This window comes from Chryseobacterium gilvum (assembly GCF_025628965.1).
GTDB lineage: Bacteria > Bacteroidota > Bacteroidia > Flavobacteriales > Weeksellaceae > Chryseobacterium > Chryseobacterium gilvum.
Genome location: NZ_JAOTEN010000001.1, coordinates 1,374,097 through 1,396,363, shown reverse-complemented (window position 1 = coordinate 1,396,363; position 22,267 = coordinate 1,374,097). Strand labels below are relative to the sequence as shown.

The 22,267-nt window shown below is 37.1% G+C and carries 23 protein-coding genes; 13 read left to right on the top strand and 10 right to left on the bottom strand.

What is annotated here, in order from left to right; translation table 11 throughout:
* Window positions 1-26 precede the first annotated feature (26 nt).
* Complete coding sequence (locus N0B16_RS06440; RefSeq protein ID WP_262989910.1) at window positions 27-1,193, top strand: zinc-dependent alcohol dehydrogenase; 1,167 nt, start codon at window positions 27-29, stop codon at window positions 1,191-1,193.
* Between the two features lie 37 nt (window positions 1,194-1,230).
* Window positions 1,231-1,734, top strand: coding sequence for a CinA family protein (locus N0B16_RS06435; protein ID WP_262989909.1), 504 nt, complete (start codon window positions 1,231-1,233; stop codon window positions 1,732-1,734).
* 64 nt (window positions 1,735-1,798) lie between these two features.
* Here N0B16_RS06435 and N0B16_RS06430 read toward each other — a convergent pair whose 3' ends face one another.
* Window positions 1,799-2,404 carry a YciE/YciF ferroxidase family protein gene (locus N0B16_RS06430; RefSeq protein ID WP_262989908.1) on the bottom strand — a complete coding sequence of 202 codons (606 nt, stop codon included), beginning with the start codon at window positions 2,402-2,404 and terminating at the stop codon, window positions 1,799-1,801.
* A 154-nt stretch (window positions 2,405-2,558) separates the two neighbouring features.
* Here N0B16_RS06430 and N0B16_RS06425 point away from each other — a divergent pair, with 154 nt between their 5' ends.
* Both N0B16_RS06425 and N0B16_RS06420 read left to right on the top strand, forming a co-directional pair.
* A complete protein-coding gene (locus tag N0B16_RS06425; protein WP_262989907.1) occupies window positions 2,559-2,882 on the top strand; it encodes a hypothetical protein in 324 nt (107 codons plus the stop codon).
* A 60-nt stretch (window positions 2,883-2,942) separates the two neighbouring features.
* Entirely contained in the window at window positions 2,943-3,203 is a 261-nt protein-coding gene (locus N0B16_RS06420; protein ID WP_262989906.1) for a SemiSWEET transporter, read from the top strand.
* Between the two features lie 54 nt (window positions 3,204-3,257).
* On the opposite strand, the gene N0B16_RS06415 is transcribed toward N0B16_RS06420, so the two are convergent.
* Window positions 3,258-5,519 carry a glycoside hydrolase family 3 C-terminal domain-containing protein gene (locus tag N0B16_RS06415; protein ID WP_262989905.1) on the bottom strand — a complete coding sequence of 754 codons (2,262 nt, stop codon included), beginning with the start codon at window positions 5,517-5,519 and terminating at the stop codon, window positions 3,258-3,260.
* A gap of 218 nt (window positions 5,520-5,737) precedes the next feature.
* On the opposite strand from N0B16_RS06415, the gene N0B16_RS06410 reads away from it, so the two are divergent.
* Entirely contained in the window at window positions 5,738-7,861 is a 2,124-nt protein-coding gene (locus tag N0B16_RS06410) for a type IA DNA topoisomerase (protein WP_262989904.1), read from the top strand.
* A gap of 36 nt (window positions 7,862-7,897) precedes the next feature.
* On the opposite strand, the gene N0B16_RS06405 is transcribed toward N0B16_RS06410, so the two are convergent.
* The 5 genes from N0B16_RS06405 to N0B16_RS06385 all read right to left on the bottom strand — a co-directional run bounded on the left by N0B16_RS06405 (window position 7,898) and on the right by N0B16_RS06385 (window position 12,563).
* Window positions 7,898-9,202, bottom strand: coding sequence for a helix-hairpin-helix domain-containing protein (locus N0B16_RS06405; RefSeq protein ID WP_262989903.1), 1,305 nt, complete (start codon window positions 9,200-9,202; stop codon window positions 7,898-7,900).
* 112 nt (window positions 9,203-9,314) lie between these two features.
* Window positions 9,315-9,473 (bottom strand): hypothetical protein, encoded by a 159-nt coding sequence (locus N0B16_RS06400; protein WP_262989902.1) that lies wholly within the window; start codon window positions 9,471-9,473, stop codon window positions 9,315-9,317.
* Window positions 9,470-10,405 (bottom strand): hypothetical protein, encoded by a 936-nt coding sequence (locus N0B16_RS06395; RefSeq protein ID WP_262989901.1) that lies wholly within the window; start codon window positions 10,403-10,405, stop codon window positions 9,470-9,472. Before N0B16_RS06395 ends, N0B16_RS06400 begins: the two co-directional genes overlap by 4 nt.
* 37 nt (window positions 10,406-10,442) lie before the next feature.
* Window positions 10,443-11,024, bottom strand: a complete 582-nt coding sequence (locus N0B16_RS06390) for a DUF6705 family protein (RefSeq protein WP_262989900.1) — start codon at window positions 11,022-11,024, stop codon at window positions 10,443-10,445.
* Window positions 11,025-11,039: 15 nt separating this feature from the next.
* Complete coding sequence (locus N0B16_RS06385; RefSeq protein ID WP_262989899.1) at window positions 11,040-12,563, bottom strand: hypothetical protein; 1,524 nt, start codon at window positions 12,561-12,563, stop codon at window positions 11,040-11,042.
* Between the two features lie 66 nt (window positions 12,564-12,629).
* Here N0B16_RS06385 and N0B16_RS06380 point away from each other — a divergent pair, with 66 nt between their 5' ends.
* Window positions 12,630-12,914: a helix-turn-helix domain-containing protein gene (locus tag N0B16_RS06380; RefSeq protein WP_262989898.1), complete on the top strand. Its 285-nt coding sequence runs from the start codon at window positions 12,630-12,632 to the stop codon at window positions 12,912-12,914.
* A 20-nt stretch (window positions 12,915-12,934) separates the two neighbouring features.
* On the opposite strand, the gene N0B16_RS06375 is transcribed toward N0B16_RS06380, so the two are convergent.
* Window positions 12,935-13,279, bottom strand: coding sequence for a MerR family transcriptional regulator (locus tag N0B16_RS06375; protein WP_262989897.1), 345 nt, complete (start codon window positions 13,277-13,279; stop codon window positions 12,935-12,937).
* 83 nt (window positions 13,280-13,362) lie between these two features.
* On the opposite strand from N0B16_RS06375, the gene N0B16_RS06370 reads away from it, so the two are divergent.
* Window positions 13,363-14,256: an SMP-30/gluconolactonase/LRE family protein gene (locus N0B16_RS06370; protein ID WP_262989896.1), complete on the top strand. Its 894-nt coding sequence runs from the start codon at window positions 13,363-13,365 to the stop codon at window positions 14,254-14,256.
* Window positions 14,257-14,363: 107 nt separating this feature from the next.
* On the opposite strand, the gene N0B16_RS06365 is transcribed toward N0B16_RS06370, so the two are convergent.
* Window positions 14,364-15,671, bottom strand: coding sequence for a DEAD/DEAH box helicase (locus N0B16_RS06365; protein ID WP_262989895.1), 1,308 nt, complete (start codon window positions 15,669-15,671; stop codon window positions 14,364-14,366).
* An 89-nt stretch (window positions 15,672-15,760) separates the two neighbouring features.
* On the opposite strand from N0B16_RS06365, the gene N0B16_RS06360 reads away from it, so the two are divergent.
* From N0B16_RS06360 to N0B16_RS06340, 5 genes are all read left to right on the top strand, one after another.
* A complete protein-coding gene (locus N0B16_RS06360; protein WP_262989894.1) occupies window positions 15,761-16,183 on the top strand; it encodes a PaaI family thioesterase in 423 nt (140 codons plus the stop codon).
* 94 nt (window positions 16,184-16,277) lie between these two features.
* Window positions 16,278-16,622 carry a phage holin family protein gene (locus tag N0B16_RS06355; protein WP_262989893.1) on the top strand — a complete coding sequence of 115 codons (345 nt, stop codon included), beginning with the start codon at window positions 16,278-16,280 and terminating at the stop codon, window positions 16,620-16,622.
* Between the two features lie 195 nt (window positions 16,623-16,817).
* Window positions 16,818-18,812, top strand: a complete 1,995-nt coding sequence (locus N0B16_RS06350) for a S9 family peptidase (RefSeq protein WP_262989892.1) — start codon at window positions 16,818-16,820, stop codon at window positions 18,810-18,812.
* A gap of 184 nt (window positions 18,813-18,996) precedes the next feature.
* On the top strand, window positions 18,997-19,485 hold the full coding sequence (locus N0B16_RS06345) for a DNA-deoxyinosine glycosylase (RefSeq protein ID WP_262989891.1): 489 nt from the start codon (window positions 18,997-18,999) through the stop codon (window positions 19,483-19,485).
* Window positions 19,486-19,538: 53 nt separating this feature from the next.
* Window positions 19,539-20,198, top strand: a complete 660-nt coding sequence (locus N0B16_RS06340; RefSeq protein WP_262989890.1) for a hypothetical protein — start codon at window positions 19,539-19,541, stop codon at window positions 20,196-20,198.
* An 82-nt stretch (window positions 20,199-20,280) separates the two neighbouring features.
* Here N0B16_RS06340 and N0B16_RS06335 read toward each other — a convergent pair whose 3' ends face one another.
* Window positions 20,281-20,973, bottom strand: coding sequence for an AIM24 family protein (locus tag N0B16_RS06335; RefSeq protein WP_262989889.1), 693 nt, complete (start codon window positions 20,971-20,973; stop codon window positions 20,281-20,283).
* A 198-nt stretch (window positions 20,974-21,171) separates the two neighbouring features.
* Here N0B16_RS06335 and queA point away from each other — a divergent pair, with 198 nt between their 5' ends.
* A complete protein-coding gene (gene queA, locus N0B16_RS06330) occupies window positions 21,172-22,221 on the top strand; it encodes a tRNA preQ1(34) S-adenosylmethionine ribosyltransferase-isomerase QueA (RefSeq protein WP_262989888.1) in 1,050 nt (349 codons plus the stop codon).
* The last annotated feature ends 46 nt before the right edge of the window (window positions 22,222-22,267 follow it).

The window sequence follows — 22,267 nt, the reverse complement described above, 5'->3', positions numbered from 1 at the left end:
CACCATTTACACTAAAATATAATATTATGAAAGCAGCAGTTTTTCACGCGCCGGGCAACATTACGTGCGATACCGTAGACGACCCGAAAATTGAAGATTCAAACGACATTATCTTGAAAATCACCTCTACCGCTATTTGTGGGAGTGATCTTCACATCTATTCAGGAGGCATTCCTCAAGCCCGGCCTATGGTGATGGGGCATGAGTTTATGGGGATTGTAGAAGAAGTAGGAAAAAATATTGGGCATTTAAAAGTGGGAGACAGAGTCGTGGTTCCGTTTCCTGTTGCTTGCGGAAGCTGTTTTTTCTGTCAGCACGATCTTCCTACTGCATGTGAGCATTCCAATGAAGAAAACTATGGTCCGGAAGGCGGAATTTTAACGGAGAAAGGAGGCGGGTTATTCGGATATACCGATCTGTATGGAGGGTATAATGGCGGACAGGCACAATACGTGAGAGTTCCGTACGCAAATTTTGGACCCAGAAAAGTAGCAGATTCTTTAACCGATGAGCAGGTTTTATTCCTTACAGATATATTTCCTACAGGATATACAGGTGTAATGTGGGCAGATCTGAAAGGTGGCGAAACCGTTGCTATTTTCGGAGCAGGACCGGTAGGTTCGATGGCGGTAAAAAGCGCGATGCTTTACAATGCCAAAAAAATAATTGTGATTGATACCTTACAATATCGTTTAGACCAGATTAAAAGGCTCACAGGATGCGAAACCATTCTATGGAATGACGCTGATGAAACGGTACAGCAAATCAGAGAGATGACCGACGGAAGAGGAGCCGATGTCTGTATTGACGCAGTAGGTTTTGAACCTGAAAGAAATTTCTTAGACAGGGCAAAAGCAGTAGTCAATTTTGAAAAAGGTTCCATAAAAGTATTTGAAGCCTGTATGAGTGCGGTAAGACGGGGCGGTTTTGTTTCAATTCTGGGCGTATATCCTGTCAATTATGACAATTTTAAAGTAGGGCAGCTTTTTGATAAAGGAATTACCATAAAAGCGGGACAGGCGCCGGTACATCCCATTATCGACACCCTTATGAACTATGTGGAAACCGGCCAGGTAAAACTGGATGATATTATTACACACCGTCTTTCTTTGGATGAAGTATCAAAAGGATACGAAATCTTCGATAAAAAAGAAGATGGCTGTGTGAAAGTGGTCTTAGACCCTTGGAAATAAATCACATGATCGTTTTAACAACATTAATAATTTCATCATGGAATTTCAAAAAAACGTATTGAATTATATCAGCGAATCATTGATCAACTCAAATGAGACCATTGCTGTCGCTGAAAGTGTGACTTCAGGATTGCTGCAGCTTGCTTTTTCACAGATGCCGAATGCATCTATGTTTTATAAGGGGGGTGTTACTGCTTATTCTTTATCACAAAAAGTGAAACTGCTGAATATTAATCAGGAAGATGCTGAAGAATGTGACTGCGTTTCTCCGGATATTGCAGAAGCAATGGCGCTGAACGTCGCTCAGTTATTTGATACCGATTGGTCAATTGCTACCACTGGATACTGTACGCCTGTAAGACATTCTGTTTACAGCGTGTATGCCTATTTTTCGGTGGCCTACAAAGGTGAAATTATTTTGTCGAAAAAACTTGAAGTGCATCCAAAAACAAAGGCTTTTAATGCGCAGTTATATTACACGGAATTTATTCTCGGGTGTTTCAAAAGCGAACTGAACAGCCTTTTAATTTTGAATAATTAATATATTGCAAAGAAAATCCCGACACCAGTGCCGGGATTTTTTAATTCAATAAAACTGATAAAAATTATTTGGCCTTGCTGTTTAATGCAGTATCTGCAAGCTTGGTCAATAGTTTATCACAGTTTTTTTCTTCTTTTAGAGTCTCCAGAAAATTGCTCAGGCATCTTTTTTCGTTCAGAACTTTTGCGAATGCAGCAAGCGTCCCATAAGTAGCGATTTCATAATGCTCTACTTTCTGTGATGCGGCAATAATTCCTGCATCGCGTACAGGTCCTGCTTTGGTTTCTTCCATAATGCTTTTTCCTTCCTCTAAAATCCCCTGCATTGCATCACATTTTTTGGCTTCAGCCTTTAATCCCATAGATTTGAAACAGTCTTCAAGCCTTGTCACCTGTACTTTAGTTTCTTCTAGGTGTGTTGCAATTGCTTTTTTCAATTCCGGATGCGTTGCATTTTTTTCCATTTTAGGAAGTGCTTTTGTCAATGCTTTTTCAGCCCAGTAAATATCTTTAAGAGAATCTTCAAATAAATCTTTCAGATCTTTTGCCGCGTCTTTTTTAGCCGGGATTTTTGCAGTATCCTTTACTGTAGTCTTTGGAGCCGCTTTTTGAGCTGCTTTTGGAGCTACTTTAGCAGCCGTTTTTTTTGTTGTAGTGGTTTTAGTTGCCATAATATTTTTTTAGTGATTTATTTTTGTTAAACCTTGTACTTCAATTATAAGACCAAAATCATAATCAACATTATTTAAAATAATATTCCTTTTAAATTACCGTAAATCCGGTATTGGCAAAAAATTTGTTCTGTATGAGAAAAATCAAACAGTTATGAATAATAAGATAAAAATTGCCTTAGCGGTGATCGCAGGAGGAACGCTGGTTCTACTGAACCGTAAAAGAAGAAGCAGAAGCCCTAAAAAAGAAATTTTTACTGCGCCGGATGGAAATACCTACAAAGAAAATCAGGTGTACAGAGCATCAGATGGAACCATGTTTAGAAATGGGAAAGAAATTCATGCGGATAAATTTCATTTCGAAGGAGATGCCCATCAGGAAACACTTCATAAAAATGATCGTGTGAATACACCGAAAAATTATGACGCAAGACCAAAGAATGTCGAGTATCATCAACGTGGAATAAGACATAAATAAATCTATTTTTATGATTATACACATAAGCATTCAGGGAAATATTGAAGTACATTCACCATTATGAACGAAAATATATTGGGTATTGTAGCCGGAATTTTAACCTCTGTATCGATGATCCCTCAATTGGTAAAAGTAATTAAAGAAAAAAATGTGAAAGATCTGTCCTGGATTATGATTTTAATTCTGATTTCGGGTTTATCACTTTGGGTTTGGTACGGAATTTTAAAAAACGAGCTGCCCATTATTCTCTCTAACGCTTTTGCTGTTTTGGTAAATCTGTCTCTATTGATATGTTATATTGCATTCAGGAAAAAATCATAGAATTGAATTTTATTAAAGAAAAAAGCTTGAGAAATTTCTCAAGCTTTTTCTGATTTATTTCAAACTGAATTTTACTTTTGTCTTTATGGCATCAGAAGAATTTCCGATTAACGCTTCAAAATCTCCGGGTTCTGCGACCCATTGATGCTGCTCCGGATCGAAATAACTTAAAGCCGATCTGTCAATCGTGATCTGAACTGTTTTTTGCTCACCGGGATTAAGAAATACTTTCTCAAAGCCTTTCAGCTCTTTTGCAGGACGAGGCAGTGAAGATTTCAAGTCACTGATATACAATTGTACGACTTCAGCTCCGGCTCTTTTTCCGGTGTTTTTTACATTTACCGTAAAGGTAATTTTATCATCCTGTCCGATTACTGTTTTATCAGCATTTGCTTTTCCAAACTCAAAAGTTGTATAACTTAAACCGTGGCCAAAACTGAACAAAGGTTTTATCTTTTTGGTATCATGCCATCGGTACCCAACAAAAATTCCTTCGTTGTAGGAAATATTGATAGGATTTTTCTGGTCTTTTCCTTTTCCGGCAGCCAGCTCTTGTTTATTTCCCGGATATTCTCCTAATTGATGGGCAGAATTATCTTCCAGCTTTACGGGAAATGTGAAAGGCAGTTTTCCGGACGGATTGGTATCACCCGCTAAAATTGATGCAATAGAATTCCCGGCTTCCGAACCTAAATACCAAGCTTGCACAATGGTCGGAACTTCTTTGATCCACGGCATCGCAACGGCGTTTCCTGAAATCAGAACAACAGCAAAATTTTTATTGGCTTTTGCAAGAGCAGCAATCAACTGATCCTGATTGTAGGGGAGTCCGTAGCTTTTTCTGTCGTTTCCTTCACTGTCCTGAAAGTCAGATTTATTTAATCCTCCCACAAAAATAACATAATCAGATTTTTTTGCCAGTTCTACCGCTTCATTCAGTAATTCAGCTTCAGAACGCGGGTCTTTAAGATCCTGACCGGATTTTACTCCGTTATATTCGCCGCCAATATCTCCTACATAACCTCTTGCAAACTGTACATCGGCCTCCTTCCCGAATCTGCTTTTAATTCCGTCCAAAGGCAGGGTCTCATATTTTACTTTCAATGAAGAAGAGCCACCTCCCACAGTCATAATTTTAATGGCATTTTCTCCGATTACCGCAATTTTTTTTGCTTTATTGATGTCAACAGGTAGAATATTCCCTTGATTTTTTAATAATACAATTCCTTCTTCACCGATTTCTTTGGCGATCTTTCTATGCTCTTCTGAAGCAATATTACCAAACGGTTTTTTAGGATTCATCGTAGTTTTATAAGCCAAGTTCAAAAGTCTTGTTACTTTATCGTCCAGCTCCTGTGTTCCTTTTTTTCCTTCTTTTATTAAGTTTAAATACGGTTGGGCAAGATAATAATTGTCATAAGCATTTTTTGTTCCTGCAGACAATCCGTTTGTCCAGCTTCCGAATTCCAGATCCAGACCGTTTTTGATAGCCTGTTCCGTGTTATTTACCGCGCCCCAGTCAGAAACTACAACGCCTTTATAATTCCATTCCTTTTTAAGGATGTCATTTAAAAGATACTGGTTCTGGCTTGAGTACTGGTTCTTATACATGTCATAAGCTCCCATAATCGTCCACGAATCTCCTTCTGTTACTGCTGCTTTGAATGCGGGAAGGTAAATTTCGTAAAGCGCTCTGTCATCTACAATGACATTACTGGTGTTACGAAACATTTCCTGGTTATTTAGTGCATAATGTTTTACGCTTGTCGCTACACCATTAGACTGAACTCCTTTGATGTAGGGAACGACCATTTTTGAGGTTAAGAATGGGTCTTCACCCATGTATTCAAAATTTCTCCCGTTCAGTGGAGTTCTGTAAATATTGACTCCCGGTCCCAGAAGTATGTCTTTTTTTCTGTATCGTGCTTCTTCTCCCAAAGCTTTGCCGTAATTCCAGGACATTTGTTTATTCCATGTAGCAGATAAAGCGGTTAACGCAGGATAGGCGATGATGGAATCATTCGTCCATCCGGCTTGGTTCCATTCATCCCAAAGTACTTCCGGACGTACGCCATGAGGACCGTCTGTCGTCCAGAATTCGGGAATTCCCAATCTCGGAACACCGGGCGAACTGAACTTTGACTGTGCATGTAACATCGCTACCTTTTCCTCAAGTGTCATTCTCGAAAGTGCATCCTGAACTTTTTGCGCAACAGGTTTCGACTCATCCAGATATACAGGAACGCTGATATTTTGGGCCAGTGTATAAGCAGAGATACAGGTAAATACACTTATAATGGCAGTTTTCTTTAGCATAAAAACTCTTTTATTGATTAAAAACAAAAGTACAGAAAATTTTTATTATCTCATATTGAGATAATAGTTTGTTAAAGAACAATATTTTATATTTAAGCTTTCCTATTTTACTAAAAATCTGTTATCTGTTAAAATTGCCATTTTTTAATTTTATATTCTCTTTTAAAAAGTCAAAAAAAATCCTCAATTTTGCACCCCTTTCTATAACCCAAACATTCATGAAACTTTGTATAGCCGAAAAACCCAGTGTAGCCAGAGATATTGCCAAAGTCTTGGGCGCGAATACACCTAAACAGGGCTATATGGAAGGGAACGGCTATTGTGTAACCTGGACATTCGGACATCTTTGTACCTTGAAAGAACCCCATGATTACGGTCCGCAATACAAATCATGGAATTTGTTTCTGCTGCCGATTATTCCAAAAAATTTCGGCATCAAGTTAATTCCGAATAAAGGCGTTGAAAATCAGTTTAAAGTCATTGAAAAACTGGTCGCCGAATGTGATGAAGTCATCAATTGCGGCGATGCGGGACAGGAGGGAGAGCTTATTCAGCGGTGGGTTTTACAAAAAGCAAAATGCGATAAACCCGTGCAGCGGCTTTGGATTTCTTCCCTTACCGAAGAAGCGATTAGAGAAGGTTTTGAAAAATTAAAACCTGCAGAAGATTATAAAAATCTGTATCTCGCAGGAAATGCAAGAGCGATAGGTGACTGGCTGCTAGGAATTAATGCAACACGGCTTTTCACGAAAAAATTTGGCGGAAACAAAGCGGTTTTATCCATTGGAAGAGTACAGACTCCGACCTTGGCCATGCTGGTTCATCGGCAGAAAGAAATTGATGCGTTCAGTACCGAAGAATACTGGGAACTGAAAACCAAATACCGGGATGTCATTTTTAATGCTGCTATCGACCGCCTAAAAACACTGGACCGCGCAGAAAAAGGTCTGGAATATCTTAAAATCAATCTTTTCGAGATTGTTTCTTTCGAAATTAAAGAAGGGAAAGAAAAAAATCCGAGACTCTTTGATCTTACCGCACTTCAGGTGGAAGCCAATAAAAAATACGGCTATTCTGCAGAGAATACTTTAAAATACATTCAAAGTCTTTATGAGAAAAAACACGTGACGTACCCACGTGTTGATACGACGTATTTATCAGAAAGCTTATATCCGAAAATTGAAGGGATCCTCAGAAATATGACTTTTTATCAGGAATGGACTGCCTCGTTATTGCAGCAGGCAATTCCAAAATCCAAAGCGGTTTTTGATGATGCAAAAGTAACCGATCACCACGCAATTATTCCCACCGAAGTTCCGCCAACACAAAATTTGAGCCGGGAAGAAAAGCTGATTTATGATTTGGTGGCAAAACGATTTATTTCGGTTTTTTATCCCGAATGTAAAATTTCAAACACCTTGGTGGAAGCGAAAGTGGGAACCATCCCTTTTAAAACCAGCGGGAAACAGATTCTGGAACCGGGTTGGAGAGCAGTCTACGCAAAAGATGCAAAAGAGCCGACAGAAAAAGACAAAGAAGAAGAGCAGATGATTCCTGAATTTAAAGTGGGAGAATCCGGACCGCATGAGCCAAAAATTCACCAGGGAAAAACTTCACCGCCAAAACCTTATACCGAAGCTACATTGCTTCGCGCCATGGAAACTGCAGGTAAACAAGTGGATGACGAAGAGTTGCGTGAAATGTTGAAAAATAACGGTATTGGAAGACCTTCAACCCGTGCGAATATTATTGAAACGCTGTTCAAAAGAAAATATATTGAACGGAAAAAGAAAAATTTAGTAGCGACCTCAACCGGGATTCAGCTGATTGATACCATTGAAGATGAAGTTTTAAAAAGCCCGGAACTTACGGGAGAATGGGAGCTGAAGCTTCGTAAAATTGAAAGCGGCGAATATGAAGCCAATCAGTTTAAGGATGAATTGATTCAAATGATCCGGGAACTGACCAAAAAAGTGGTTGACGGAAAAGCAAAAGTTTTCACCCTACACGAGGGAAAAGAAGAAGCCAAAGAAAAGAAAAAGCGAGAACCGGCAGTAAAAAAAGAACTGCAAACCTGGGACGAAACGCAGTGCCCGAAATGCAGACAGCATCATTTGATTAAAGGAAAAACCGCAGTAGGATGCAGTGATTACAAAAACTGCGGCTTTAAGATTCCTTTTGAAATATTCGGCAAGAAACTGTCTGAAAAACAGCTTTTAGATGTAGTAGTAAAGGGAAAAACTTCAAAATTAAAAGGGTTCACCACACATCCTGAAAACGTAAGCGAAGGAATAGTCTCATTATCTTCAGAGTTTATGATAACATTAATTAGTAATTCGTAGTTCGTAATTGGTAATTCGTAATTTTTACTCTAAGTACTATTTCAAATACAATCTCATTCTCGCTTCGTATTCAGGTTTTGTTTTTAAGAGTTTCCATATTTTTTTGTCGTCCGGATTGCTCAGTCGGTAAAAAATAATTTTATCAGCAGAATATTTGAAATAAGGATGATTTTTCAACCATTCTTCAGGCGCATCTACCAAAGTGTATTTCTGAACTTTGGAATTATCCAGCGGAGCAATATCCAACAATTTCTGCATCAGTTCTTTATCAATATTATACGTGTCTAAAATTTGGTTTTTAGTCATAAAGCCGCCCAATTTTTTTCGGAACCCAATCATCGAACCTGCACTTTTCTCATCCAGACCAAATTCCAATAGCTGTTTAAAGGTAATAGAATTCAGATCTGTTTTAGAGAAATCGGTTTTTTCCTGTTTCATTTCCGGTTTTTTATCATCAGAACTTTTCGTCATTGTGGCCGCGGTTAGTCTGATGTAAGGTTTCAATTCTTCAAACTTTTCTGCTGAAATCACAAAGCAATTTTTTACATCTTCGAGAGTTTTAAAACTGCCTTTCAGGTTTCTGTCACGATAATTAATAATAACACTCGCTTGCTTCTCAGAAAATCCTAATGCTTTCCAGCCTTCCAGATCTAAAGTATTAGGATCGAAAGGCGAGATCTGGGTTTTCTTTTTGCTGTATTTGGCTGTATAGCTGTTAAAATCAGCCGGAGTTTTTGAAGGTAATTGTAGATATGGCTCCAGTTTTTGGTAATTTTCATCATTGATGATGAAACATTCTTTAAACTTCTCTTTGCTGACGAAAGTTCCGCCGAGAAAACTTTTATATTTTAAAATGGCTGCAGCCTGCTTTTCGCTGAAGCCCATTTGCTGCCAATCGTTTTGTGAAAGAAGATCCGGATTGAATTTATTTGAAACGTGTACTGTTTTTTTCTCAAAATTTTTAGAATTGAAATTGCCGGATTTTGCCTCTTTATTGGTTTCGGGTAAAAGAATAAACTGCTGAAGCTGCATAAATTTTTCAGGAGAAACAGCATAACATTTTTTAAACTGTTCTTTTGAGAGAAATTTCCCGCCTACTACTTTTTTATAGTTAAGAATAGTCGCAACCTGCTTTTCGGAGAAACCCAGTTTCTGCCATTGGTTCTGATCAAGTTCATTGGGATCAAATTCTGAAAGAATTTCTTTCGGAAGGCTTTCTGATATGAAGGTTACTTCCGGAAAAGCATCCTCTTTATGATCAGAATATTTTTTAAACCCGAAAAGAGAGAGCAGCAGCAAACCTAAAAAAGCCAGCTTTTGATAATAATTTTTTTTCATCATTTTGTAAAATTAAAAATAAAATTTAATTATAAAAATGATTTATGGTAAAAATTAAGCTGGATAATTTATGCTAATTTGGATGTGATAAAAAAGCCTCCGAAGAGGCTTTATATTATTGTTTGGTAAAAACAAGGTTTTCCGTATCCGGAAGATAAACCTTTGTATCGGGGTTACCGGGACAGGTATTTTCGGAGAGAAGCGAACCGTTAGGATAATACGACCAGGTAATCTGGGTGCTGTTGATTTTTACATTTAGTATTATTTTCTTCATTCTTTATATTTCGATTTGCGCTCATTCCAGAGTTTTACAAGATCTTCTGCATATCTTCCTTTTATGGGGTATGCTTTTCCGTTTTTTGTTTTATAATATTCTTTAGGAAATCTCCATTCTAACTGCTGTTCAGATAAGTCTGTAGGATAATCATAAGTCAATGATTTGTCAAAAGATATAGGAATTGGTTTTATTTCAGTATTCTTATAATGGTTTTCCATATAAGCATCAACAGGAGTCGCCCATCTTCCATCTGTAGTTTTATATACTGGAAAAAAATCATCTTTAATTAAATCACCACAAAATTCTCCTACAAAAACTAATATATCAACATAATTGTTAAAATCATACTCATACTTAGAGCTATGATCATAAGCATCAAAAATCATTATGGGTTTATTATAGTGCCCTATGAGTTGTTGGTCAATTTTATAAACAGCTCTATATTTAATATCCATAATCTCATCACAATACAAAGTAGTATCCACAGATACATCTATTTTTTTCCCAACAAATGCATATATTTTGGATGGTTTTTTTTGATTACATATTGTCCTAGATAGGCAGGGTATGGGTTGCGGTTCTAGAATAATCTCTTTACATTGTAGTAAATCTGAAACAGAGTATTTTTCAGAATAATAGAGTCTATCAAATCTAAAAAATATTGAATCACTTTTTCTTGCAGTTATTGTAAAATAACCATTATCATTACTAGTGGCTACTAATTTTTTTTCGTCATATATTTTATTCCTTCTTGCATAATTATTAGAATCTAATTTTGCAAGTTTATTAATTGTGTCATTGATAACGATTGAAGCGCTTAGACGCGCGTTGGGAGGCTGTTTAACAAATCCTTCGATTTTTATTTTTTGACCCTGTAATAAATAAAACGAGAAACAAAACAAAGTAAGTATAAATATTTTCTTCATCATTATGTTTTAGCTAAAAGTCTCCGAAGAGGCTTTAATGTTATTGTTTGGTAAAAACAAGGTTTTCCGTATCCGGAAGGTAAACTTTCGTATCGGGGTTACCGGGACAGGTGTCTTCGGAGAGAAGCGAACCGTTAGGATAATACGACCAGGTAATCTGGGTACTGTTGATCTTCTTCAAGGTGATTCTTCCCCAGCCAACTCCACAATGGGTGCCTTCATAATACAGGGAAATACTGTGATTGTCATTTTCATTGGTTACTACACTTGTAATTTTATTTAATACAGGATCATTAGGATCAGGAATCTGGTTATCCTGAAGAATGGCTCCTGTGGCTATCTTTTTTATGGTATACTTTACATGAAGTACATCCTGATAGTATTTTCTTATTCCAGAAGTATTTATTAGTAAATGATCTTCTTTAGTAATATATAGGGTAATTTTGTTTCCCTGATAAGTGGCTTTAAACGTACCGATATAAGGCGCTAAACGGTTATCCAGATCCTTCATATATGCATAATTTGGAGCACCTTTGAAAAAAGTATTCAACGGGTAAACCTGCTGTGCTTTGCATGCTGTTAAGCTCAGGGCAAAAGTTAATAATGATAGTATTTTTTTCATAACTGTTTTTTTAAATTAAGGGCAAGGGGTTTCTACAGGTTTTCCGTCAGCTCCGAGTGTTACATTATACACCGTTCCGTCTTTGTCGATTCTCTGGAGGGTCATTTTGCTTTTATCGATATTCATATCATCCAGAGCATTAAAAAAGACTTCTTCCAGCCCTTTAAAGCTCATAAAATTTCCGTTCTGGGAAGAATATCCGGGTTTCGGTCTTAGATTTAATTCAAACTTTTCATAATCATCTTTCAAAGCGTCTAGCTGTGCTTTGGTATAGTTTCTGTCGCTCACTGCTTTGGCTTCGTCTAAGGTACCATTAAATCTTATAAGATAGTTAATATACAGATATCCATCCGGGCATCCGCCGGCACAGACTTCCGTAGCCACCATCTGTCCAAAAGATACATCAACTGCGGTACCGGTAGGTTGGTTGGCAATTAGCCTGAAAAGCTGGTAAATATCTCCAGGAGAATGTATTTTAACACCTTTTGGAGGATGGTTATGGCTATAGGATGCGTATCCTGTCGTATTACCAAGTTTGACACTGTTCTCGTCACCCTGTATAATTGGCCCGGGTGTTCCATCGGGCGCAGTCATGAAAGCTTCCTCACCTTCTGATTTCGATTTGTTGTACAGACTTTCTATTTTAGTATTTGCATCCGGGTTTTCAAGCATTGTCTTTGTTTTCTCACAAGGCGTTTCCGGATCTGTAATAATCACTCCTGCTCCTTCTACATTACAATCCGGCGACAAGTTAGGGATCTTTCCTGTTGTCGTTGTTTTGTGAACATTGGGATTGGGATAATGCACATCGTTACAATGGTCATACCATTCTAATGTATTGCCGTGATTGTCCAGGATAATGTCGGTACAGTCTCCGGGAACATTACTGAAAGGAACGGTATTATTGTTACTTCCGCCTTCTTCCCAGTTATACCATCCTCCGTTTGGTGGAGGAAGATCAATAGGATTAATTCCGCCTCCTTCTGAAGTATTGTTCCCACCGGGAACTCCTGTTGCAGGAGAACAATTTCCTAAACCGTCATTATAATTCACCGTAGAAATTGCTTTTCCGTCTAAACCGTATGAACTGATGCTTCCCGTAAAATGCTGGAAATCTACGGTAGTTCCGTCCTGTGGATCGTATTCAATAATTTCCGCTGTTACCGGGATTCCGTCCGCTTGCTTTACTTCCAGATTGTACACCGCGTCTCCGGAATTCAGGTTCTCTATTTTGAAGACGTAATATGTTTCACCTTCATTCACTGTTTCTACAATAGTGGAAATCTCTATAACACCTACGGTAAGATCTTTCCCGGTAAGGGAAGCTTCACTCAGAGGCACCTGAAGATCTGCTCTTCCGGATTGCTGATGGATGAATTGTTCAACATTCGGGATGTCTTTCAGCTTGACCATCCTGAATCTGGAAGCGTTGGGATTTTGCAGGGTGTTGTTTTCAGGAAAAAGATCATTCCTGCAGGAATACAGCGACAGCAATACTGCCAACATCAGGCAAAGCCTGGGTATTAATTTTTTGATCATTTGTGTTGTTTAAAAAGTTAAAGATATAAATTTCCTGCAAATATAAAATAAAAAAATAAATAACGCATGTATGCGTTTATTATTTTATTGATCATCTCTCACTTTTGTAAAGTGAACAATGTTAGAAATGCTGATTTAATAAGAATTTTCGGTGATCAACTGAAAAAGTTGAGAATTGAGAAAAAAATGTCTCAAGAGGAATTAGCAAATTCCTCAGATATTCCGATTTCGCAGATTGGCAGAATTGAAAGAGGGGAAATTAATACGACTTTAAGTACTATCTACGCCATTTCCCAAGCATTGGAAGTAAACATCAAAGAGCTTTTCGATTTTACAATTGAGAAAAGTTAAAATAATAAAATAGAATTATACTATTCAATATCCTTTTCCACCAAAGAATCTTTCAGTTTCAGCAGTTCTGCTTTCACAAATTCTAAACGATCAATGAGAGAAATGGTTTCAGAAATTTTGGAATTGGTTGTCAACGCAATTCGGGCTCCGTCAAGTGTATAGCCTTTTTCTTTCACCAGATGATAGATGATTTTCAGGTTTTTGATGTCTTCAGGAGTGAAATAGCGGTTGCCTTTCTTGTTTTTTTTAGGTTTGATGATCGGGAATTCCTGCTCCCAATATCGTATCAGTGAAGCGTTTACATCGAATGCTCTGGCAACTTCTCCTATCGAATAATACAGTTTGTCGGGTAAATTTGTCTTCATTGTTACAGATCCTGAAAATTCAAAGATAAATATTTTTTAAACTACTTCGCAAATTGTAAATTGTACACCGTAAATCGTAGAGAATGAAAAATTGGCGCAATATAGGTCTTATTGGTTTGGTTTTGGCAGTAGTAAGCTGCAAACCAGCAAATGATTACCGTATGTTTTATGAAAATACAGAACCTAAATTAATTTCAGATCAGTTTAGTTTTACAGAAGGACCCGCAGCTGATCTTTCTGGCAATGTGTACTTTACAGACCAGCCGAATGATAAAATTTATTTTTGGGATTGGAAAGCCGATAAGATATCCATGTTTTTAGATAAAACGGGCCGCGCGAACGGAACGTATTTCGATCAAAACGATCATTTAATTACGTGTTCTGATAATGAAGGCGAAATCTGGAAAATTTCTAAAGATAAATCTGTAGAAGTGTTATCGAACGGGTTTGAAGGGAAAAGATTAAACGGACCGAATGATCTCTGGCTGGACGCCGATGGAGGTATTTATTTTACCGATCCGCTCTACAAAAGAGACTATTGGGAAAATTTTAAAGTTGAAATCCCAGAGAAAAATCTGTATTACAGAAATAAAAACGGCAAAATTTCAAAACTCGAAACTTTTACGCAACCCAACGGAATTATCGGAAGCACCCAGCTGAAAAAACTGTATGTTTCTGATATTGATGCCGGAAAAACGTATGTCTACGATATTTTAGGGGAAGGAAAACTTTCTGCAAAGAAACTCTTTTGCGAAATGGGTTCAGACGGGATGACGCTGGATAAACAAGGGAATCTGTATCTTACAGGCGATGGCGTAATCGTTTTTAACCGTAAAGGCGAAAAAATCCATCACATCAAAATTCCTGAAAAATGGACGGGAAATATCACTTTTGGCGGAGAAAAAAACAATATTTTATTTATTACCGCTTCAAAATCGGTGTATACTTTGCCAACAAAAACGAGAGGAATTAAATAGATTTTAACCATTAAGATGTTGTAAGTTATTAAGAATAGTAAGAAGCTTCCTATAAAATAGGATAATCTTAACGAAACTTAAAATCTAAAATATCTTAATGGTTAAATTTAATAAGCAACCTCCATTTTTACTTTCTTGCCTTTCAGCTTTTCCGTGCTCAGCTTTTTTAGCAGTTCTTTTACTTTACTTCGGGAAACCGCCACATAAGAAGTGGTATCTTTCACTTCGATGAGGCCTACATCTTCTTTCTGTAATTCCCCCTTTTTCAGCAAATAACCTACGATATCTACTTTATTGACTTTATCTTTTTTTCCGGCACTGATGTAAACCGTCTGGAAAGGTGAATTTGCAGGAACCTTACTGAATTCTTTTACAGATTCTTCAGCGGTATCTTTTTTAATGAAAGGAAATTTTTCATCTTCCGTCATCACCAAATAGGCAAAACCTTTCGCATTCATTCTCGCAGTTCGCCCGTTTCGGTGGATAAAGGCGTCTTCTGTTGTCGGTAACTGATAATGAACAATCGACTCCACTTCCGGAACATCCAAACCACGCGCCGCCAAATCTGTGGTGATCAAAACTCTCGCCGTATCATTTCTGAATTTCAGCAGAGCACGTTCTCTCTCATCCTGTTCCATTCCGCCGTGGAAGGTTTCCCTGTCGATGCCTTTATCAAGCAGCAAATCTGCGATACGGTCAACGGTTTCCCGGTGATTACAGAAAATCAAAGTCCTTTTATTGCCAATCTTGCAGATCAGATGAAATAAAGTATCCAGCTTTTCCTCGGATGTGGTCATTACTTTTCGTAGCTGAATATCGGGTTTGTTTTCGCCCAACTTTAGAAAGTCGATGATTTTCTCATTTTTCAATCCTGTAAACTTAGGGATTTCGTCCATGGCTGTAGCAGAAGTCAGGATTCTCTGATAGAGATTGTACATATTCTCAATAATGTATTCCATATCGTCATGGAAACCAAATTCCAGTGCTTTATCAAATTCATCCAGCACCAGGTTTCTGATGGTTTTCACGTCAAGATTATTGTTTCTCAGGTGATAGGCAATTCTGCCCGGAGTTCCGATTAAAACGGCAGGAGATTCTTTTAAATTATTGATTTCAATCTTTTTATCGTGGCCGCCGTAGCATACGGAAACCTTAAAATCAGTCCCCATCGATTTAAAAACCTGCTCAATCTGCAGAGCCAGTTCTCTGGCCGGAACCAAAATTAAAGCCTGAATTCCTGTAGCGTCTTTCTTTAAATTTCTGAGCACAGGAAATAAAAAAGCAAGCGTTTTCCCCGATCCCGTAGGCGAAAGAAGAACAACATCGGTATTATTTTCCGTGATGGTGTAAGTAGATTTCTGCATCTGATTCATATCCTGAATCTGCAGTTTTTGATAGATAGATTCCAATTCCATGGTGCAAAGGTAAGGGAAAAGTATTTTTATTGAAATTTTAAATTAATTTAAAGAACTTTGTCAGGAAATATCACCTAAAAATGTAAACCATGACGCCACAAAAAAGACAATTGATGCAGGATAGCTTCAGCCGTTCAGAAACATTGCAATTCTATAAAGCAGAACTTCTGGAGGTAGAAACTGATTTTGTTTCTATAAAAATCCCAAAAATGGAACTGATGACGAGAAAAGCAGGAATGTTCAACGGGGCGATGATCGCTTCTCTGGTAGATGTTTCTTCGGGCTATGCGGCAGTAAGCCATTATGAACAAGACTGCTATGTCGTTACGGTTGAGCTAAAGGTAAATTATCTGCGTCCTGCAATGGGAGATGCTTTGGTGTCAAAATCTTTCGTCGTAAAAGGCGGAAGCAAGATCAGCGTAATAAGAACTGAAATTTATACAATACATGACGGTAACGATTCCGAAAGCCATGTAGCGACCTCATTGGTGACCATGATGAAAATAAAGTAAAGATATGCATGTATTCATCAAAGTTGAAACAATGATCTGCAGCGTATTTGGAATGAGTTTTGTTCAGCATTCAGACAACATTAAAATTTAAATTATGAACTTAATTATCCGATTATTGATTACAGCGGTAGTTGCTTTTTTACTCACTAAAATTTTACCGGGTGTAGAATTTGCCAGTTTCGGGACCGCTATCGTGTTTGCGATTGTTTTAGCTGTATTGAATCTGATTGTAAAGCCTATTCTAAACCTTTTGGGATTACCGCTTACGATTATTACTTTAGGACTGTTCGCTTTGGTTATCAATGCTGCTATTATTCTCATTGCAGATTATTTTATCGATGGAATGACGGTAAACGGTTTTTGGTGGGCTTTTATTTTCAGTATTGCACTTACCGTGGTAACCTCACTGGCTAATTCTATGTTTGCAGACGCAGATTAATTCACACTATTTAAATAAACATCCATCGCCGGTTTCTTACCGGCGATTTTTTATTGGCTTACGAAAAATATACATCTTGATGCTTTCGTTCAATTTTAAATATTAACTTTGGAATCTTTGAAATTAATCATGAATCAAATACATCAAGTAATGATTTGTAAGTGTTTAATATACTATTAAAATCAATATCAACATATGAAACTTAAGTACAGTCTGCTGGCTTTGGCAGCTCCGCTTTTAATGAATGCACAACAACTTATGACGCCTGAGATTCTCTGGACTTTGAAAAAAGTAGGAGTACAGGCCGTTTCGCCAGATCAGTCCTCACTTATCTATAAAGTAGGGCAGGTTGATTTAAAAACTGAGAAAACAAAAAGTGAAAACTATTTTTTAAATGTTCTTAATAATCAGTCTTCAAAAATAGATTTTGGTAAAAAAGCCATCATTCAGTGGGATAAAAACGGCATCTATGCGCAGGAAGGCGATAAAATCTATCTTTCAAAAGATAACGGATCCACATGGGCAGAATTTTACACCATTGGCGAAGCAGACAATATTGTCATTTCTCCGGATGGTAAAAAAATAGCCTTCAGCAAGCAGGTTCTGGTGGAAAAAGTGATGGGGAAAGATAAATATTCCGACACTCCGAAAACCACAGCACAAGTCTATACAGATCTGAATCACAGGCATTGGGATTATTTTAATGAAGGAAAGTACAATCATGTTTTTATAGTTAATATTTCAGAAAAAGTAAATTCAGCCAAAGATTTACTGGAAGGAAAAATGTGGGATTCACCGCAGAGGCCTTTCGGTGGAGCTGAAGATTTCATCTGGAGCCCGGATTCTTTACAGCTTTTATATGTTACAAAACCGAAAAGCGGGAAAGAATATTCTACAAGCACCAACACAGATATCTTTGCCTACGATTTGGCTTCAGGCAACACAAAAAACATAACGGAAACCAATAAAGGGTACGATGTAAACCCAAAATTCAGCCCGGACGGAAAATCTCTGATCTGGCAAAGTATGGCAAGAGACGGCTATGAAGCAGATAAAAATGATATCAAAATTTTAGACTGGAAATCAGGAAAAATATCAAATCTTACCAGCAATTGGGATGAAAGCGTTTCGGGAGACGTTTTCTGGGGCGGAGATTCAAAAACAATCTATTTTACAGCAGCGTTTAAAGGAACGAAACAACTGTTTTCTTTAGATACTAAAAATGCAAAAGTGCAGCAGGTTACAAGAGGCGATTTTGATGTGAATGAAATTTTTGCAGATCAGAAAAGCTCACTTTTAGTAGGAAGAACAGACATCAACCACGCCACAGAACTATTTTCTGTAAACCTGAAGAACGGTGAGATGAAGCAGATTACCGATGCCAATAAAGATATGTATTCTAAATTGGCACAAGGGAAATCTGAATTAAAAATGGTTAAAACCACAGACGGAAAAGAAATGGGAGTGTGGTTTCACTATCCGCCAAACTTTGACCCGAATAAAAAATATCCGACTTTAGTATATTGTCAGGGAGGTCCGCAATCTGCTTTAACACAATTTTTCAGCACACGATGGAATTTTGCTTTGATGGCTGCAAACGGATATATTGTTGTAGCGCCAAACCGTCGCGGAATGCCGGGTTGGGGAACAAAATGGAACGAAGATATTTCTAAAGACTGGGGCGGTCAGCCGATGAAAGATTATCTTTCAGCAACCGATTTTGCGAAAACATTACCGTATGTAGACGGAGACCGAGTAGCGGCTGTCGGAGCAAGTTATGGCGGTTACAGTGTATTTATGTTAGCCGGGATTCACAACAACCGATTTAAAACATTTATCGCTCACGACGGATTATTTGATATGAAATCCTGGTATCTGACTACGGAAGAACTGTGGTTTGCCAACTGGGATTTAGGTTCACCTTGGGAAAAACCGCTTCCAAAAGCATATACAGATTTTAACCCGAGCAATTTTGTGGATAAATGGAACAAGCCAATCATGATTGTGCAAGGTGGAATAGATTTCCGGGTGCCTTACGAACAAGGCCAGGAAGCTTTTCAGGCTGCAAAATTAAGAGGTTTAAAATCAAAATTAGTCTATTTCCCGAATGAAAACCATTGGGTTCTTCATCCTCAGAACGGACTGGTTTGGCAAAGAGAATTTTTCGACTGGCTGAAAGAAACGTTATAATTAAGAATTAAAATAATTTGATATTTTCAAAAATATCAATAGGAGCGGGCTTTAGCCCGCTTTTTGCTTTTGTCACTTTGATGAGTAACGCCGTTGCGGACGAAAAATATAAACTTATTTTATTGAAAAATCTTTGCGAACTTTGTGTTAAAACAAATCTAGCACTAATCTAATTACAATTAAAATGCAAAACAGAATTTCATCCTTTCCGCCAATCATCGATGAAAATTCCAGGATTTTGATTTTAGGTTCTATTCCCGGCGTAAAATCTTTGGAAAAACAGCAATATTACGGCCACCCGCAAAATAAATTCTGGAAAATTATTTTTGAACTTGTTAATGAGAAGTTTACAGAAGATTATGCAGAAAAAATTAATATTTTAAAAAAGCATACCATTGCACTGTGGGACGTTATCGATTCGTGCGAGAGAAAAGGAAGTTTAGATTCTGAAATTAAAAATGAAGAAGCCAATCAGATAAAAGAATTGTTAGAAGAATATCCAAACATCAAAGCGATTTTTTGTAATGGCGGCAAATCGTATAAAAATCTGCTGAAAATTGTAGGCAAAAATTATAAAATTCCTATATTTTCGCTACCGTCAACAAGCCCGCTTCACACAATTTCTTTTGAAAAAAAATTGGAAGAGTGGAAGAAAATTTTAGAATATATTTAAATTTAGTATTTCATTTGAAAAAGATATATTTGTGATCACAAATGTTCAAAAAAATGAAAAAAAATCTTTTAGCTTTATTTTGTTATTTCTCTATATTCTGTTTCTCACAGGAATATCATTTTGATTATAAATGTTACGACAGTGAGACACAACTCGAAGGAGCCTATAAAGGTAACAAAAGGACCAATATCATTTATTTCAATTCAGAAAATAAAGATGTAATGGCTTATGATTACTTTTTTTCACAACAACCAACAAGAAGTTTTTGGCTTTATGATTTTAAAACTAATAATTTTTTGTCATATTTAATTAGTCATGATAGCAAATTTTCAAGTTTAAATTTTATTCAAAAGATTCCAATAAAAATCTACCCAGACGAAAAAAAAATAGAACGAATAGATGTTGAAAAATTAAAAGAAAATGTATACTTAATCAGCACGTACCCTTCTGAGAAAAGCAAAAAATCAAATCTTGAATTGAAGATTATAATCGAAAAAAGTAATTTTTCAATGCCGAGAATCAGATTTGTGGATTTAACTCCTAATATTCATTCTAAAATTTATGATGCGCTCTTATCAAGGTTAGACTCTCCAAAATATAGATTAGTTGATGTAATAATAGATAATAAAAAAGGTGTAATTATGCATGATGATCTTTCAAAATGCGAAAAAATAAATTTAAAATTTTTGGCAGAACAAATCCCTAATAAATAGAAATTAAACTTAATATTTGTTTGATTTTGATAAGAAAAAAGCGACTAAATAGTCGCTATAATTAATATTTGTATTTTAAAATCTATTTCTCTACCGCGTAAACCTCCTCATATGGTTGTATCAATACCCATCCGTTTCCGGAAAATTTCATTTGGAATTCTTCACCACTGCCTCTTCCCATTAAACTTTTAAAAGAAACATTGGTTTTCAGCTCAGGTTGCAGATTTCCCGACCATGCAACCGTAGCGTTCGGATCAGTAAAAACCGGGCTGTCCGGAGTAACCAATAAAGTTAACGGATCTCCATGCGTCGTTATTGCAATATGCCCTGTTCCGGAAAGTCTGATTTGGAATAATCCGCCGGACATCATTCCTGCAATACTTTTCAGCATCGTGATGTCACTTTTTATACTTTGCTCATGAGCCAGAACATCATTTCCGTTTACACATACTGCTTCATTATTCAAATACAGAATTCTGACTTTTTTCCCGGAATCTGCAACATAAAGTTTTCCTGTACCTTCAGCTTTCATCAGCTTGGTTCCTTCGCCACTGATTGCTTTTTTAAGAAGATTTCCAAGTCCGCCGGAAAGCATGCCCTGTCTTTCAAAATTAATATTTCCTACATATCCGACCATACTTCCGGCTTTGGTCCAGACCGCCTGATTGTTAAGGTTGATTTCTAAAAGCTGAGGTTTCTCCAGCTCAAAATAATCTCTTTCCTGCGGATTTTCTTTCGTTTCATTGACAAAAGATTCTAAAGAATATTTACTCATAAGTGTATTATCTAAGACTCCAAAATACTGCTTTTTGAGGAATATTTATACTAAATAAAAAAAATAATTGCTTTTAACAACCTGTAGGAAGCACTTCTGAAATTAAGACTTGACAAAGGGGGGTGTAATGTTGTATATTTGCACTCCTGAAAATTACATCCGTGATTTTTATATAATTTTTAAACCGTAATTTAAAAAATGAAGACATCCGATTTTAATTTTGATCTCCCAGAAGAATTATTGGCAGAACATCCGTCTGAGCACAGAGACGAAGCAAGATTAATGGTTCTTGACAGAAAAACACAGACCATTGAGCACAAATTGTTTAAAGATGTTGTGGATTATTTTGATGAGAAAGATCTTTTCATATTCAATAATACTAAAGTTTTCCCGGCCCGTCTTTACGGAAATAAGGAGAAAACCGGTGCCAAAATTGAGGTTTTCCTTCTTAGAGAGCTTGATAAAGAAACCCGTGTTTGGGATGTTTTGGTAGATCCTGCAAGAAAAATAAGAATCGGGAACAAATTATTTTTTACTGAAGACGAATCTTTGGTTGCAGAAGTAATTGATAACACTACCTCAAGAGGAAGAACTTTACGGTTCTTATTTGACGGTTCTTACGAAGAATTCAGAACCAAATTGAAAGAATTAGGAGAAACTCCGCTTCCAAAATATATCAAAAGAGACGTAGAGCCGGAAGATGCAGAAAGATATCAAACCATTTATGCTAAAGTGGAAGGAGCGGTTGCTGCACCTACTGCAGGTTTGCACTTTTCAAGACATTTGATGAAGAGACTGGAAATCAAAGGGATTGATTTTGCAGAAGTTACCCTTCACGTTGGTTTGGGAACTTTTAACCCGATTGAAGTGGAAGACCTTTCAAAGCACAAAATGGAATCTGAAGAGATCATTATCGACGAAAAAAATGCCGAGATCATCAACAGAGCGGTGCAGGAAAACAGAAGAGTCTGCGCAGTAGGAACAACGACCATGAGAGCAATTGAAACGTCAGTTTCTTCAAACAGAAAGATTTCTGCGTTCCAGGGATGGACGAATAAATTTATTTACCCGCCTCACGATTTTGGAGTTGCCAACACGATGATTACGAACTTCCACACGCCAAAATCTACACTATTAATGATGATTGCCGCGTTTGCAGGAAAAGAATTTATCATGCATGCCTACGAAGAAGCCGTGAAAGAAAAGTATAAATTCTATTCTTACGGTGACGCTATGCTGATCATTTAATAAGATATAAGGTAAAAGGATGCAGGTACAAGTTGCCTGCAACCTT